Below are 14,032 nucleotides of genomic sequence, written 5' to 3'. Positions count from 1 at the left end.
TTTTTTAACTGATTTTTACTGTAGCACACTGTAGCATTTTTTCGGAACCGGGGCGTTAGCTGGATCTCATTTTGATCCAATTTCAGCCGATTCATGGAGCGTAGCGCTACCGGGCTCCGCCAGTGGCACCGAATAATAGCCATCGACTGTAATCGTATGCAGCTGTAACCCTCGTTGCTGCATGATGGTACGCAGAGCATCTGGCACGGGCTTCATGGTAATAATCAGGGATTTGCCTGCCTTTAACAGGCTCAAAACCCCTTCCTCTACCGATTTACCTTTGCCTACATCCAGCAGGATCAGATCGAAACGTTCGTTGGCCAGCTGTTTTAGCAGGCTGCGCTGCACTCGGACGCTGTCGATTGGCCAATATAGCCAACGCTGCCTTGTGGATCGCGGGCCTTGCCACTGAATTTCCACCGCGCAATGTTTTGGGTAGCGGGTATCCAGCCAAGGCACCATGCTGATATTGTCACCTTCACGTTCACCCTCCCCATCCAAGTCATTTGGGAGCTGCTTGCAAAGATCAAAGTATGTCATTCGCTCTAGCTGACGCGCCCCCAAGGGGTTGCTGGAAAGCTCAAACTCACTCATCACCGCACCGGTCGACAACCACAGTGCCTTGCTATTGTTTACCGTAATGGCTCCTGGCGGTATACCTATGCCCCAATGCGCCATCAGATCCGCTTGCCAACTGGCCAACGGCTGAGGCCAATGACTTCGGGATAAAGACACAACGCGGTCTTCAAAGTGAAAAACCAAACGGCCAGAGCCTGCCCCCATAACATAGGCGCCCAAGCCATGGACCTGGGGCATCAGCAACGGCAACATCAACACAGCACCCCAGATTCTACCCGGCACCCCGGCGCTTACCAGCCACAACACTCCGACCATGGCCAGCGCCATGCTGGCAAAACCGCGCTCGCCAACGGTCCAAACGCTGTAACGCCAACCCGCACTTACTTGCAACAGCCACAACAATCCATCCTGTAACGCTGCAGCCCAATCCAGCAGGAACCCGACCTGATCCCCAAACACACTCCACAGCAGAGCCCACAGCAGCGATACTGGCACCACAACAAAACCAATAACCGGTATGGCCACCACATTTGTTAACGCAGACACCAGAGATACCGAATGCACCGTCCAAAGCAACACCGGGGCCAGCCCAACAAACAGCCCCAACTGCACGGTGATCCATTGCGAGGTGGCTGATGACTTTTCAACTTCACCGCCAATTAACCACAGGATCAAATACACGGCTGTGAAAGAAAGCCAGAACCCCATGGAAAGGCAGGCCACGGGATCCCACAACAACACCAGACAAAAAGCTGCCGCCAAACCAAACCACAATTGCCGGGCACGCCCCAGCAGTTTCAACACTACAAACACGGTCAGCATGATCAACGCGCGCTGGGTGGGCAGCGCAAACCCCGCCATCGCCGTATAAAACAGCGCCACCCACCAGGCGCCAAAGACGGCTCCATGACTGGCAGGATAGCGATTGGTGAACCAGCGCCAACGCCTGAACACTGGCTGCAGAACGAACATTGCAAAGGCAGCCACCAACCCAATATGCAAACCCGAGATAGCCACCAGATGAGTGGTGCCCGTGCGGTTGAAAACATCCCAATGGTTATCGTTCATCAAGCTGCGATCACCACTCACCAGGGCCAATATCACCGGATAGGAGGTTAACCCTGCCCAGCGGGGATCTTCCCTTCTATCTGCCAGATATCGATTCAGTTGGGCGCGAAACCGGTCAAGTGTGAACACCCGTTGCCCCAGCAGCTTGACTTCACTGCCCTTCAACAGCGCCGTGCGCGCCACCGTGTGTGTCGACAGCAACCAGCGCTTCACATCGAACGCGGCAGGGCTTGCCTGCAATTGTTGCTGTTTGGGCCTGACTTGAATCTGTAGACGCTGACCCGGCACCAGCTCCGGTTGCGCTCCGGTGGCGGTTACCTCGATAACCACAGGCCACAAGGGCAGACTGCTCCGATACAGATCACACTGCTGTGCCTGACTGCCCACACAGGCTGCTTCGACCTGATAGCGACGGCTGTATTTACCCCAGCGGGGCACCCCGGTAACGGTTCCAGTGAGGTAATAAGTAAGATTGGTATCCAAGGCCATTGGTTGGAATCGGTGTTTGGCGAGGCTCCCAATACTCATGCCCACAATCAGTGCAAGCAGCAAACAAACCACCCGTATGACGGTGATTAAGCGGTCAGAAAAGCGGGGCCCGACAAGGTAAAGCGCAGCAAGAGAAATCGCAGCTAACAGCAGGATAACTGTAGTATTTTGGCCAAAAATGCCCGAAAGCATAACGACACCCACAACAATTCCCACCGGAATGCCAAGTACTAACGTCCACATCTAGTGTTATGCCTCCATTGTCGGCATAATAAGCGCGCTTTTGCAGGAATCGAGTAACCGTCGGCCTTGAAAAAACTATTTAGAAAGTACATTCCAGCGCCCCACACGATCACAGAAAATCGTTGGCTATCCAAGCTTGGGCCGAGAATCAAAGATCCCAATCTTTGGCATTTGAACCGGCGCTCCGTATCGGCCGGGATCTTCGCCGGAGTGCTTTGCGCCTTTATTCCGCTACCAATACAGATCTTCGTGGCCATTTTCTTTTGTTTTTTTATCCACGGCAATCTGCCGATATCGGTTGCTTCAACCTGGGTGAGTAATCCTTTCACCTACATTCCCTTGTATTTCTTTTGTTACGAGGTGGGTGCCTGGATCGTAGGCGTACCCGTTGACACGACGGGCAACCCCATTCGAGTCAATTTCGATATCATTCTGACGGATTTTGATGCGTTTCTGAAACAACTGGCGGAAGTGGGCTGGAAAGCCATGGGGCCTTTATTTCTGGGATGCGCCATTGTGGGCCTGACCAGCGCCACCCTGAGCTTCATTGCTATCAGGTTGGTTTGGCGTCTTCACATTTACCGTTCCTGGAACCATCGTCAGGAACGCCGCCTGAAAAAGAGCTCCCACTAACCGGCAATAATATCGCCCAAACGCTCCAGGGCTGACTTGTCGGCCTCCATTAGGTGCCCGTCCTCCATCTTAACAACCCGATCTACCTGACGCGCCAAACCCAAATCATGGGTCACAATCAGAAACGACGTTTCCAGGCTGCGGTTCAATTCATGCATCAGCATTTGAATCTCATGGGCCGTATGCACATCCAGGTTACCGGTGGGTTCATCGGCCATAACGCAGGATGGCTGAGTCACCAAGGCTCTGGCAATGGCGACCCGCTGCCGCTCGCCGCCGGATAGTTCAGAAGGCTTGTGTTGTATTCGATGACCCAGACCTACCCGCTCCAGCATCTCACCGGCCTGACGTTTGACGTCAGCAATGGAGCCTTTGCGCAGCATCAATGGCATGGCAACGTTTTCCAGCGCGCTGAACTCGGGCAATAGGTGATGGAACTGATACACGAACCCGATATGTCGATTACGGACTACGCCTCGCTGTTTGTCGCTCAACGAGCTGAAGTCCTCGCCATTAATCAAAACCTGACCACTGCTGGGCACATCCAGGCCACTGAGCATATGCAGCAAGGTGGTCTTGCCGGAGCCGGAGTTACCAATAATGGCCGCGAACTCCCCCTTGTTAAGGGTGAAGTTTACTGATTTTAACACCTGAACCTGAGCTGGCCCCTCATCAAAGTGCTTGGTGAGATCACGGCATTCCAGAATGGCTTTACTCATAACGCAGAGCCTCCGCCGGTTGTACTTTAGATGCCTTGCGCGCGGGATACAGGGTTGCGGCAAAACTCATCAGAAACCCCATTCCGCTGACAAAGAAGACGTTTTCCCAGCGCAATTCAGAAGGCAGATAGTTCACAAAGTATTGTTCGAACAACTTGGTGTTAAGGGCCGTCTCCAGCCACAACGCAAAGTCACTGATATTAAGAGCCACCAACACACCAAGGCCGGTACCCGCCAGGGTGCCTACTATGCCGATAAAGCTGCCCTGCACCATAAAGATGCCCATGATGGTGCCAGGGGAAGCCCCCAGGGTGCGCAATATCGCAATATCCGATTTTTTATCCGTCACTACCATGACCAGACTGGACACAATATTGAACGCAGCCACCGCAACGATCAGCAGCAGCAATAATGCCATCATGGTCTTTTCCATTTTAATGGCCTGAAACAAAGTGCCGTGGGTTCGAGTCCAGTCGGAGGCGTAAAATTGCGTCGGCAATTCAGCCTGCAGCTTGGTCACCAGCTCCCAGGACACCCGCCCGGCACTGAACAGATCCTGTACTTTCAATCGCACCCCTTCAACTTTGCCTTTCATCCGGGCCAATCGCGCGGCATCTTCCAGATGAATAAAGCCCACCATACCATCCAGCTCGGCACCCACTCTGAAGGTGCCCACGACGGTGAAGCGTTTAAAACGGGGAATGATGCCTGCAGGGGTAACGGCGGCCTCTGGCAATACCAGTGTCACTTTGTCGCCGACCACCAGGCCCAGTTTGCGCGCCAGTGCCGAGCCCAAAATAACGTTAAAGCTGCCGGGTTGCAGTTCTTGTAAAGAACCGGCTGTGATGTGTTCTGACAAAATGGAAACGCGATCTTCGTAATCGGGGTGGATGCCGCTGATGAATGCGCTGTCTACTGCGCCCTTATTACTGAGCAGGCCCTGCAACTGGATGAAAGGCGCAGCCCCCACCACTTCAGGGTTTTGCTCCGCTTGCTCGACAATGGATTCCCAACCATCAAACGGTTGATAGCCCACCACGCTGGCCTGGGGCACCATACCCAGTATGCGGCGCTGCAATTCACGGTCGAAGCCGTTCATCACCGAAAGCACCACAATCAGCACCATTACACCGAGGGTAAGGCCTAAAATGGAGGTCAGTGAAATAAACGATATAAAGTGATTACGCCGCTTGGCTCGCGTATAGCGTAATCCAACAAATAAGGATACTGGTCTGAACATGGGGGGCATTAAACCACAGGGTTAGAGGGAATTCTACGGTGCAGCCAGCGGCACGCAGGTTATTGTGTCGTCAGGCCTTAGAGGCCCCTTTCAGCATCAAGTTCAATGCCATTTGCAACGCGGGCTGGAATTGTATTTGAAACGGAGCAAGCTCAGGCCTTGCCATCACCTTCTGCACTGCAAGCGGCGGATTACCCAACGGCCACAACCCGGCGATTAACGCGATGATGGTATGCCCCAATTGCATCAGATCCTCTGCCGCAAGATCAGGCAATACACGCTGAACCCCCGACATCATCCTCAGGCCCAACTGCATGGATTCAGTTTTGAACGTTAACAATGCCTGCTCGGACAGGTTCTGTTCCAACACCGTCGCCAATACACTCACCAGTTGACACATCCGAGGCGAGCCCGCAATAGATTCTGCGATCAGGACTGAAAATGCTTCCACATCGCCACTGCCTTCCAAATGGGCAATATCCTGCTCCATTTGCAGCAGCCACTGATCCCAATCCTGCCGCAACAAGGTGAGGAAAATCTCTTCACGGCCTTCAAAGTAACGGTAGACATTGGATTTCGCCACACCGGCTTCGCGGGCAATGGCATTCAGGCTTACCTGATCGAAGCCTTTATCCGCCATTAGTGCAGCCGCAGCCCGCAGGATATCCTGACGGCGTTGTTCTATCTGTTCAGGCTGACGCGCCCTTTTAAAGTCAGTTACGCATTTCATAATGCCGATTCTAGCATGTTGGTTCTGTGGGTTCTCGGCATTTGAAATATCCCTCCTTTTAAATCAGGACTTTAGATGGCAGACAAAGCTCGATGACAAGCACCGCTTGACAAGAGACCGACGGTCTTTTAATTTAACGACCACTGGTCACTTATATCCATTGTAGATTAAGCCGACACCGATCGACAAACACCCACAACAAGGAGCGCACCATGTCCTGGAATATCGATTCCATCCCTAATCTGAGTGGAAAGCACGTTCTCATTACCGGCGCCAACAGTGGCATAGGTCTGGAAGCGGCAAAAGTATTGGCTGCCAAGGGTGCGAAGGTGATGATGGCTTGCCGTAACCAGAGCAAAGGTCAGGCCGCATTGGAGAGTATCAAGCAAGCCACCCCTGCCGCAGATCTGGAGCTGATGAGCCTTGACCTTTCCAGCCTGACCTCTGTGCGCAGCTTTGCCGATGCTTTCCTAAAACGTCATGATCGATTAGACATCCTGGTGAACAACGCTGGCATCATGATCCCTCCTTACAGCAAGACAGAAGATGGGTTTGAGAGTCAGTTTGGTACCAACCATCTCGGGCATTTCGCGCTCACCGCGCGCTTGTTTCCGTTGCTGGAGCAATCGGACGCCGGACGGATTGTGGTGGTCAGCAGCGTGGCACATCGCTTCGGTCGCATTCATTTCAACAATCTCAACTGGGAGAAACGTTATTCACGCTGGCTGGCCTACGGGCAAAGCAAGTTGGCCAACCTGATGTTTGCCAAAGAGCTGCAGCGACGCTTGCAACGACAGGGCTCGAAGGTGATCGCGGTGGCAGTGCATCCGGGTTATGCCAATACCAACCTGCAGCGCCATGTAACCGGTGGCAGCCTGTTCAATTCCATATTCTCACAGTCACAACAGGATGGCTGCCTGCCAACCCTTTACGGCGCAACAGAACCATCTTTAACCGGTGGCGAATACATCGGCCCGAACGGGTTGTTCGAGTTGAAAGGCAAGCCGGATCTGGCCTACTCCAACGCTAAATCCAATGATGAAGCGACAGCAAAAAAATTGTGGCAGGTATCAGAACAACTGACTCAGGAATCGTTTTTGTCGGCAGCCTAAAGTAGACCGACCCGGAAAAAAGTGCGACTGACAAAGAGCAGATAGGGGTCAGTCGCACGCGTCAAAGTCGAGACAAGTTCAAGTCATTTTTAAATTATTAGATCAACCGGCCTGCACCAGATGGTAGTCCTTTTCTTTGAACTGGCTCATCTGGGCAAGGTACTCGGTGGCAAAACCGGGGTACATGGTGGCGTTAAAACCGTCATCGGTGAGATACCAGCTTTTGCAGCCAGAATTCCAATTGGTTTTTGCTAACCGTTTTTGAATATTACGGTTGAATGCAGACTGGGCAGAGGCATTGACATCCAGGGCCAGTAAATCGGCCTGCAGGATTTTCTGAATACCTTTTACCGCGTAATCCAATTGCGATTCCATATACACCAATGCGGAATTATGACCGGGGCCGGAATTAGGGCCAAAAGTCAGGAACAGGTTAGGATAACCGGACACGCTAATGCTTTTGTAGGCCTGAGCTCCGATCTGCCATTCGTCATCCAAGTCACGGCCATTTAACCCCTTCACAGAAAACGGTGCACCCGCCTTCCCAACATCGAAACCGGTGGCAAACACCACACAATCAAATTGGTGCTCAATACCTTCCACTGAACGAATGCCTTTCGGGGTCATCTGTACAATGGGCCAGGTAATCAGTTTGCAGTTGGGTTGTTGCAGCGCAGGATAGTAATCATTGGTCATCAAAACCCGTTTACAACCAATACGAAAATCAGGAGTAAGCTGACGCCGCATCCAGCGATCCTTTACTTGATGCCGAAGATGCATCAGCGCTACCCGCTCTGCCACCGCAGTCAGGGGTGAACGCCAAATCAGCGCCAGCGCCATCGCTTCATGAACACCATAAAGCGCCTGCCGCGTCATATACTGAGCGCCAGGCAACGTGCGGAACAACGCTTTGTTCCATTCCGGCGTTGCCAGATCAACGCGAGGCAACACCCAACCTGGCGTGCGCTGGAACACGGTCAGGTGATCCACCTGCTGCACCAGCTCCGGTATAATCTGCACTGCACTGGCCCCCGTACCCACTACGGCTACTTTCTTGCCGCTCAGGTCGTAAGCATGATCCCAACGGGCGCTGTGTATCTTCTTGCCTTGGTAGTCGTTGATACCGGGGATGTTGGGCAAACTGCAGTTGGAAAGCGGACCCGACGCCAAGACCGTGGCCCGCGCGCTATAGCGCTCCCCCTTGTCTGTGGTGGCGTGCCATAGGCCGTGCTGCTCATCAAACTCGATACCCGCCACGTTTTTTTCAAACTGGATAAATGGATGCAGTTCAAAATCACGCACCATGGAATGAATGTATTCGAGAATTTCTGCACTGCCTGAGTAGCTTCTGGACCAGTCTGGATTAGGCGCAAAGGAATAGGAATACAGGTTCGACGGAATATCGCAGGCCGCACCAGGATACTGGTTATCACGCCAGGTGCCACCCACCTGGGTGCCTCGCTCGAGGATAATAATGTTATGAATGCCTGCCTGTTTAAGGCGGATCGCCATACCTAAACCGGCAAAGCCTGCACCGATGATTAACACATCGGCGCTCTGTACTGGATGCTCTTGAGTTGTCATAGTCATCACGCAATCAATGGGTGTGTGAACAGTGAAAGTGGCTTACGCCGTAGGTTGGTAGGTCAGCTCTTTCACCCAGGAAGGCACCTTTGGCAGCATCGCGGTGGGGATTTTCCCGGTAACACGCACCAGTGCATCGACAGGAGCGTGATAAAAGCGATTATTGCGATTCACCATAATGCGGCCATGGCGAGAAATGATCTGATACCAGGGATTGCGCCTGCCATCTTCGGTGCGTCCGCCAATTCGTTCGAACTTTTTCATGGCGTCGTAGAGTTTTTCCTCCGGTAAGCCCAGCGCCACAATGTTGTCACGCATTTTGTTGAGCAACGGAAGATAGGAAAGAATGCCCAACATCAAGCGTGGATCAATCAAAGGCCCCATCATCTGAACCGCTTTGATATAAGAGGCACTGTGTCCCTGCATTTCCATCACGGTAAACCCTACGCCAAGATGTCGGGATTCATCATCATTTATGCGCTTGAACACGTCATGGCAGAGTGGATCGTCTACTGTGTCCAACAGAAACTTGCACAGCGCTCCATCCAAAGCCACTTCCAACATCGGGATCACAGTGCCCAAAACGTAGTACGGCATCTCATCGGCGTAGCGATCCAACCATTCAATCACCAGGCGCAAATTCACATTCGGCTCCGGTATGTCATCCCCTTCCAGCATGCCCCAGCGCTTCATCAACGCCATTTCGGCGTTGGCATGACGCTGCTCCTCGGCATGAAAATACCGGTAAATCTGCCGTAAGGTGTCCGTTGGGGCTTTCTTGGCCATAGCAGCAAACCCTCGGGCACCCACGTGCTCGATCCACATCAGATCCGCCATAAACTCTTTTAATTTGGGCCACTGCTCGGGGGTGATTCTATCCACCCCTGGGGCATCCCAATCGAAGTCCGCCAGCGCCCATTGAGTGCTTTTGATCTTTTCCAGCATTTTGTCCAGATCGATAAGAGCCATTGTTGTTTCTCCCGGTAATGCGTTAACTGCGGTGTGACGTTCAGGCCCCGGCGCTCACCAGCCGATTCAACAGACCAGCGCCACGGGTGTATAAAGAAGGTAGATATCGCTTGGCTCCCCAGATCGCCTTGGCATCCAACTGCGGCAACACGTAAAGCTGCCCGCGATCCAGTGCATCCAAGGTTTGCCGCGCGACCCGCTCCGGTGATAACCCGGTACGTGCCATCAACTTGTCCGCCCAGCGGGCAGCGCCTGCGTCGATGCGACCATCAACGGCGATATTGGTTTTAACCCAGGTAGGGCAAAGGGCCGTCACCGCTATGCCTGTTCCGCTCATCTCCGCCGCCAGGGTTTCAGACAGAGCCAGAGCCGCCGCCTTACTGACGTTATAAGGCCCCATGCGGGGAGCGGCTGCAAAACTGGCGGTGGAACACACATTCACGATGCCACCTCGACCTGCGGCTCGCAGACGGGGGGCAAACACATGACAACCGTGGATCACTCCCCACAGATTCACCCCCATAACCCACTTCCAATCTGCCAGGGGGATATCGCCCACCTGCTTGCCTCCAGCACCGACGCCCGCATTGTTGACCACCAGATCCACAGGCGCGCCCAGCCACTTCTCCGCCTGCTTGGCGAGGGCCTCGACTGCGGTTATTTTGGACACGTCGACTTGCAGCGCCAGGGCCTCGCCCCCCTGCTTCCGAATCATCTCTGCGGTTTCCTCAGCTCGCTCCAACAGGATGTCTGAACACACTACCCTGCCCTTGCGTGCCGCCAGCTCCAGCGCAAAAGCCCGACCAATGCCGCTGCCAGCCCCGGTGACCACCGCATTGCTATGCCAGGAACGTTTTTGTTTTGCCATGTGAATACCCAAAATCCTTATACTGCGCTATAACCAAGCGCTTGCTTGACTGTTACATCGAATGATGTAACATTAAACCGATCATTTGTTCGGATTCAATTCGGATATGGCCAAGACCCGCAAGCCCCAACAACAACGCTCCAAGCAAACCGTGTCAGACATCGTGGAAGCTGGGCTGATATGCCTGCGTCGCTACGGCGCTGAAGGCACCACCACTCGCAAAATCGCAGACACTGCCGGAATCAGTGTCGGATCTCTGTACGAGTATTTCGCCAATAAGGAAGAGGTTTTTGACGCCATTCACCATCATGTGGTGCATGAAATCGTAGGCATGGTAAAGCCGTTGATTCCTGAATTGGTCAAGATGACGCCCCAGGATGCCGTGCGGGCTCTGCTGTTTGCGTTTCGGGATCTACTGCGTCGAAACGACAATCTGTACTTGAGTTACGCCACCCAAATGGGTCACTTCACCCCACGCCACCACCTTAAACCTCTGAATCATGTCCTGGCAGAACTGACCATACAATTCATGATGCACCACCCTGAATTGAGCCGCTTACCCAACATATCCGTCATGAGCTACATCATGATTCACGGTGGCGTGGGCACGGTCATACGGCACCTGAGCGAACGCAACCCGGCCTTTGATTTTGAAGCCCTGACCGAAGGGCTCGCCAAAATGATTCAGTACAATATCGAAGGCGATCTACGACATGAGACCGCGGCAGGAGAGTGAATAACGCCTCCTCATGTTCAGTCATCACTAAAGAGGCTAAACTTAAACCTATATCCAATCAGGAACTTACCCTCACAGGAAATCACGCCCAATGGAGAAACGGGACTACTATCGAATCGAAGATCGCGTGCACCTGATCAAAAAGCCGATCGAAAAGCACCTGATCTCGGATGACCCCTATGGGGAGCAATACGGCATCCCGCGTCAGGCCGTGTTGATCAGCCAGCTGCAGGCCATCGAAAACGAAAGCCGGGATCTGCTGAGGCAGGTTGGCGACTACAACCGGGCCCTGGGCAGCTACCTGCGTTACATGGATGAAAAGATCGATCTGATCGCCAAATACGTGGTCAGTCACGATCTACAGATCAGCCAAAAACAATCCATCAATCTGAGCGAAGGCGGCATCTCTTTTTACGACAGCAGCCCCATGGTGCCAGAATCCTACCTGCATCTGATTCTGGTATTGTTCCCCAATTACGCCACCATCGCCGCCATCGGCGTGGTAAAGAGCTGCGAACAAATAGAAGACCAACCCACTATTTACCGCATTGGCGCAGAATTTTTGGTGCTACAGGAACCGGATCGCAAGCAGATTGTTCGGCACATAAGACGCCTGCAGTCCCGCGAGATTCGTGAACAGCCCCATACTTCCAGCGAAAACAAATAGCGAAAGCAAAGATTTATCTGCTATAACTAAAAAGATACTCAAGGCAAACCGCCGAAAAAGGTCTGAAGATGAAGAACAAGATTAAGCCCCTATTTGCCAGTTTCCTATTGATGAGCAGCAGCGCAGTGCTGGCTGATCAAATGAGCGTACCCTCTGCACCGGCGGCCGTGCCCATTGGCCAGCAGGGTATCGCCTATGCCAACGAAGCACGCCCCCGCAGCGGTATGAGCATGAATCAGGTTACCAACCAGTTTGGTGCCCCCGGTCAGAAGGTGTCCGCAGTGGGCGAGCCTCCGATTTCACGCTGGGTTTATGATCATTACACTGTGTACTTCGAGCAGGATCGTGTTATCCACAGTGTCCTGCACCGCAACTAACAATCCTCTTTAAACCGGGGCGGTATTGCGCTATTTTACCGCCTCGTTATCACTGTCTTTCTCCTGAATTATGACCAAACCTATGCAACTGCTCCCTGAATGGGCCGAGCAGGCTTCTGTATTGATGGCGTGGCCCCACGCCAGCACCGACTGGCACCCCTGGCTCAATGCCATTGAGCAGGACTACATAGCACTGGCCTGCGCCATCGCCACCGAAGTGCCGCCACTGATCCTGTGCCAGGATCAAGCCCATCGAGCACACATCCAGGGGTTACTGCAGGGTCGCTGCAAGCACGACCCAATACTGGCTGTATCTCCTTATAACGATACCTGGTGCCGTGATTACGGCCCGATCACCCTAGACGATGGCAGCCACAGAACCTTACTGGATTTCTGCTTTAACGGCTGGGGCGACAAATACGACGCAGAACTGGATAACCATATCAATCAGCGTTTGAACGAACACTGGCTGGTGCCCCTGCAGAGCGTCAATTTTGAACTGGAAGGCGGCAGCATCGAAACGGACGGCTGCGGCACGTTGCTCACCACCGAGCATTGCCTGCTGGGCAGCAACCGCAATACCGATATGAACCGGGAACAGATCGAAGCCCTGGTGCTGGAGAAACTCGGCCTGAATCGCACCCTGTGGCTCAGTGAGGGCGCTCTGTTGGGCGACGATACCGACAGCCATATCGACAACCTGGCTCGCTTCAGTGACGCCGAAACCATTGTTTATGCAGTATGTGCAGATAAGAACGATCCCCACCATCAGCATTTGAGCGCCATGGAGAAGCAGCTTCAAGGCTTCACTCAGCCCGATGGCCGCCCCTACAAACTGGAACCCATTAATATTCCCAGCCCCCAGTTTGATGAAAACGATAAACGTCTGCCCGGCAGCTACATCAACTTTCTGATACTGAATAACAGCGTCATAATGCCAGTATTCGGTTGCGAAGCAGACGCAGCAGCAAAAACCACCCTGCAGCGCTGCTTTCCCGGCAAAACCATTATCACGGTGCCAGGCAACAACCTGATCAGACAATACGGTGGCCCCCACTGCGCCACCATGCAGCTACCCAAAGGGATCATTCGATGACAGATAACAAAAGCCTGCGTGTCGCCGTCATTCAGCAGCCCGCCTGGCCTGACAAAAACAAAAGCCTGGCCGAGACCGAACGTCTGCTGCAAGCATTAGTGCGCGAGGCCAAGCCGGATCTGGTGTTATTGCAGGAACTGCACTGCACCCAATACTTCTGCCAAACCGAAGATACCAGCCTGTTTGATCTGGCGGAGCCATTGGACGGTCCCAGCGGACAGCGCCTTAGCCGCATGGCAAAGGATTCCAACGTAGTGCTGGTGGGCTCCCTGTTCGAAAAGCGCGCCCCCGGTGTGTTCCACAACACCGCCGTCGTCTACGACCGCGATGGCTCCTTTTGTGGCTCCTACCGGAAAATGCACATTCCAGATGATCCCGGCTTTTACGAAAAATTCTATTTCACACCGGGCGACGCCGAAAAACTCAATGGCGACAGCGGTTTTACCCCCATCAACACCAGCATTGGCAAACTGGGCGTGCTGGTGTGCTGGGATCAGTGGTACCCGGAAGCGGCTCGCCTGATGGCACTGGCAGGGGCAGACTTGCTGCTCTACCCCACCGCCATCGGTTGGGATCCCAACGACACCGAAGCCGAGCAGTCACGCCAAAAAGGGGCATGGACCCTGATCCAACGCTCCCACGCGGTCGCCAACCACCTACCTGTCATCGTCGCCAACCGGGTGGGTCATGAATTAGATCCCTCCGAGCACAGCGATGGCATCCAGTTCTGGGGCGGCAGTTTCATTACCGGCCCCCAAGGCGACATTCTGGTGGAGGCCGATGCACACAGTGCGCAATACCTGTATGCCGATATCGAACTCGAGCGCACTGAATACCTGCGTCGCATCTGGCCCTATTTCCGTGATCGTCGCATCGATGCCTACGCCGGCCTCACCAAGCGCTTTTTGAAGGATTAACACCC

Annotated in this window: 14 protein-coding genes; 7 read left to right on the top strand and 7 right to left on the bottom strand. The window is 53.6% G+C overall.

Going from position 1 to position 14,032, the window contains the following annotated elements; genetic code table 11:
• Positions 1–66: 66 nt before the first annotated feature.
• Complete coding sequence (locus tag Kalk_RS20250; protein WP_101895986.1) at positions 67–2,379, bottom strand: ComEC/Rec2 family competence protein; 2,313 nt, start codon at positions 2,377–2,379, stop codon at positions 67–69.
• A 66-nt stretch (positions 2,380–2,445) separates the two neighbouring features.
• On the opposite strand from Kalk_RS20250, the gene Kalk_RS20245 reads away from it, so the two are divergent.
• Positions 2,446–3,012, top strand: coding sequence for a DUF2062 domain-containing protein (locus tag Kalk_RS20245; RefSeq protein WP_101895985.1), 567 nt, complete (start codon positions 2,446–2,448; stop codon positions 3,010–3,012).
• On the opposite strand, the gene lolD is transcribed toward Kalk_RS20245, so the two are convergent.
• From lolD to Kalk_RS20230, 3 genes are all read right to left on the bottom strand, one after another.
• The gene (lolD, locus tag Kalk_RS20240; protein WP_101895984.1) at positions 3,009–3,731 is read right to left on the bottom strand and encodes a lipoprotein-releasing ABC transporter ATP-binding protein LolD; all 723 of its coding nucleotides are present in this window, start codon (positions 3,729–3,731) and stop codon (positions 3,009–3,011) included. The two genes, Kalk_RS20245 and lolD, sit on opposite strands and share 4 nt — an antisense overlap.
• Positions 3,724–4,971 carry a lipoprotein-releasing ABC transporter permease subunit gene (locus Kalk_RS20235; protein WP_101895983.1) on the bottom strand — a complete coding sequence of 416 codons (1,248 nt, stop codon included), beginning with the start codon at positions 4,969–4,971 and terminating at the stop codon, positions 3,724–3,726. Before Kalk_RS20235 ends, lolD begins: the two co-directional genes overlap by 8 nt.
• A gap of 70 nt (positions 4,972–5,041) precedes the next feature.
• A complete protein-coding gene (locus Kalk_RS20230) occupies positions 5,042–5,701 on the bottom strand; it encodes a TetR/AcrR family transcriptional regulator (protein WP_101895982.1) in 660 nt (219 codons plus the stop codon).
• 212 nt (positions 5,702–5,913) lie between these two features.
• Here Kalk_RS20230 and Kalk_RS20225 point away from each other — a divergent pair, with 212 nt between their 5' ends.
• The gene (locus Kalk_RS20225) at positions 5,914–6,813 is read left to right on the top strand and encodes an oxidoreductase (RefSeq protein WP_101895981.1); all 900 of its coding nucleotides are present in this window, start codon (positions 5,914–5,916) and stop codon (positions 6,811–6,813) included.
• Between the two features lie 102 nt (positions 6,814–6,915).
• On the opposite strand, the gene Kalk_RS20220 is transcribed toward Kalk_RS20225, so the two are convergent.
• The 3 genes from Kalk_RS20220 to Kalk_RS20210 are packed head-to-tail and all read right to left on the bottom strand — an operon-like array spanning position 6,916 to position 10,234.
• The gene (locus Kalk_RS20220) at positions 6,916–8,403 is read right to left on the bottom strand and encodes a flavin-containing monooxygenase (protein ID WP_101895980.1); all 1,488 of its coding nucleotides are present in this window, start codon (positions 8,401–8,403) and stop codon (positions 6,916–6,918) included.
• Positions 8,404–8,439: 36 nt separating this feature from the next.
• On the bottom strand, positions 8,440–9,366 hold the full coding sequence (locus Kalk_RS20215; RefSeq protein ID WP_101895979.1) for a ferritin-like domain-containing protein: 927 nt from the start codon (positions 9,364–9,366) through the stop codon (positions 8,440–8,442).
• Between the two features lie 40 nt (positions 9,367–9,406).
• Positions 9,407–10,234, bottom strand: a complete 828-nt coding sequence (locus Kalk_RS20210) for an SDR family NAD(P)-dependent oxidoreductase (RefSeq protein WP_101895978.1) — start codon at positions 10,232–10,234, stop codon at positions 9,407–9,409.
• A gap of 106 nt (positions 10,235–10,340) precedes the next feature.
• On the opposite strand from Kalk_RS20210, the gene Kalk_RS21625 reads away from it, so the two are divergent.
• The 5 genes from Kalk_RS21625 to Kalk_RS20185 all read left to right on the top strand — a co-directional run bounded on the left by Kalk_RS21625 (position 10,341) and on the right by Kalk_RS20185 (position 14,027).
• Positions 10,341–10,970, top strand: a complete 630-nt coding sequence (locus tag Kalk_RS21625) for a TetR/AcrR family transcriptional regulator (protein WP_101895977.1) — start codon at positions 10,341–10,343, stop codon at positions 10,968–10,970.
• Between the two features lie 91 nt (positions 10,971–11,061).
• Entirely contained in the window at positions 11,062–11,637 is a 576-nt protein-coding gene (locus Kalk_RS20200; RefSeq protein ID WP_101895976.1) for a PilZ domain-containing protein, read from the top strand.
• A gap of 68 nt (positions 11,638–11,705) precedes the next feature.
• A complete protein-coding gene (locus Kalk_RS20195) occupies positions 11,706–12,014 on the top strand; it encodes a hypothetical protein (protein WP_101895975.1) in 309 nt (102 codons plus the stop codon).
• 82 nt (positions 12,015–12,096) lie between these two features.
• Entirely contained in the window at positions 12,097–13,110 is a 1,014-nt protein-coding gene (locus Kalk_RS20190) for an agmatine deiminase family protein (RefSeq protein ID WP_158643614.1), read from the top strand.
• Positions 13,107–14,027, top strand: coding sequence for a carbon-nitrogen hydrolase (locus Kalk_RS20185; protein WP_101895973.1), 921 nt, complete (start codon positions 13,107–13,109; stop codon positions 14,025–14,027). Before Kalk_RS20190 ends, Kalk_RS20185 begins: the two co-directional genes overlap by 4 nt.
• Positions 14,028–14,032 lie beyond the last annotated feature (5 nt).

Origin of the sequence: Ketobacter alkanivorans (assembly GCF_002863865.1) — a bacterium.
Lineage (GTDB): Bacteria > Pseudomonadota > Gammaproteobacteria > Pseudomonadales > Ketobacteraceae > Ketobacter > Ketobacter alkanivorans.
Note: the sequence above shows the minus strand (reverse complement) of the source record. Positions and strands in the feature narration are given on the sequence as shown.

Coding starts and splice junctions, on each gene's coding strand:
- Kalk_RS20215 (WP_101895979.1), bottom strand. CDS start 9,366: ATGGCTCTTATCGATCTGGACAAAATGCTGGAAAAGATCAAAAGCACT.
- Kalk_RS20200 (WP_101895976.1), top strand. CDS start 11,062: ATGGAGAAACGGGACTACTATCGAATCGAAGATCGCGTGCACCTGATC.
- lolD (WP_101895984.1), bottom strand. CDS start 3,731: ATGAGTAAAGCCATTCTGGAATGCCGTGATCTCACCAAGCACTTTGAT.
- Kalk_RS20210 (WP_101895978.1), bottom strand. CDS start 10,234: ATGGCAAAACAAAAACGTTCCTGGCATAGCAATGCGGTGGTCACCGGG.
- Kalk_RS20225 (WP_101895981.1), top strand. CDS start 5,914: ATGTCCTGGAATATCGATTCCATCCCTAATCTGAGTGGAAAGCACGTT.
- Kalk_RS20220 (WP_101895980.1), bottom strand. CDS start 8,403: ATGACTATGACAACTCAAGAGCATCCAGTACAGAGCGCCGATGTGTTA.
- Kalk_RS20185 (WP_101895973.1), top strand. CDS start 13,107: ATGACAGATAACAAAAGCCTGCGTGTCGCCGTCATTCAGCAGCCCGCC.
- Kalk_RS20250 (WP_101895986.1), bottom strand. CDS start 2,379: ATGTGGACGTTAGTACTTGGCATTCCGGTGGGAATTGTTGTGGGTGTC.
- Kalk_RS21625 (WP_101895977.1), top strand. CDS start 10,341: ATGGCCAAGACCCGCAAGCCCCAACAACAACGCTCCAAGCAAACCGTG.
- Kalk_RS20195 (WP_101895975.1), top strand. CDS start 11,706: ATGAAGAACAAGATTAAGCCCCTATTTGCCAGTTTCCTATTGATGAGC.
- Kalk_RS20235 (WP_101895983.1), bottom strand. CDS start 4,971: ATGTTCAGACCAGTATCCTTATTTGTTGGATTACGCTATACGCGAGCC.
- Kalk_RS20230 (WP_101895982.1), bottom strand. CDS start 5,701: ATGAAATGCGTAACTGACTTTAAAAGGGCGCGTCAGCCTGAACAGATA.
- Kalk_RS20190 (WP_158643614.1), top strand. CDS start 12,097: ATGCAACTGCTCCCTGAATGGGCCGAGCAGGCTTCTGTATTGATGGCG.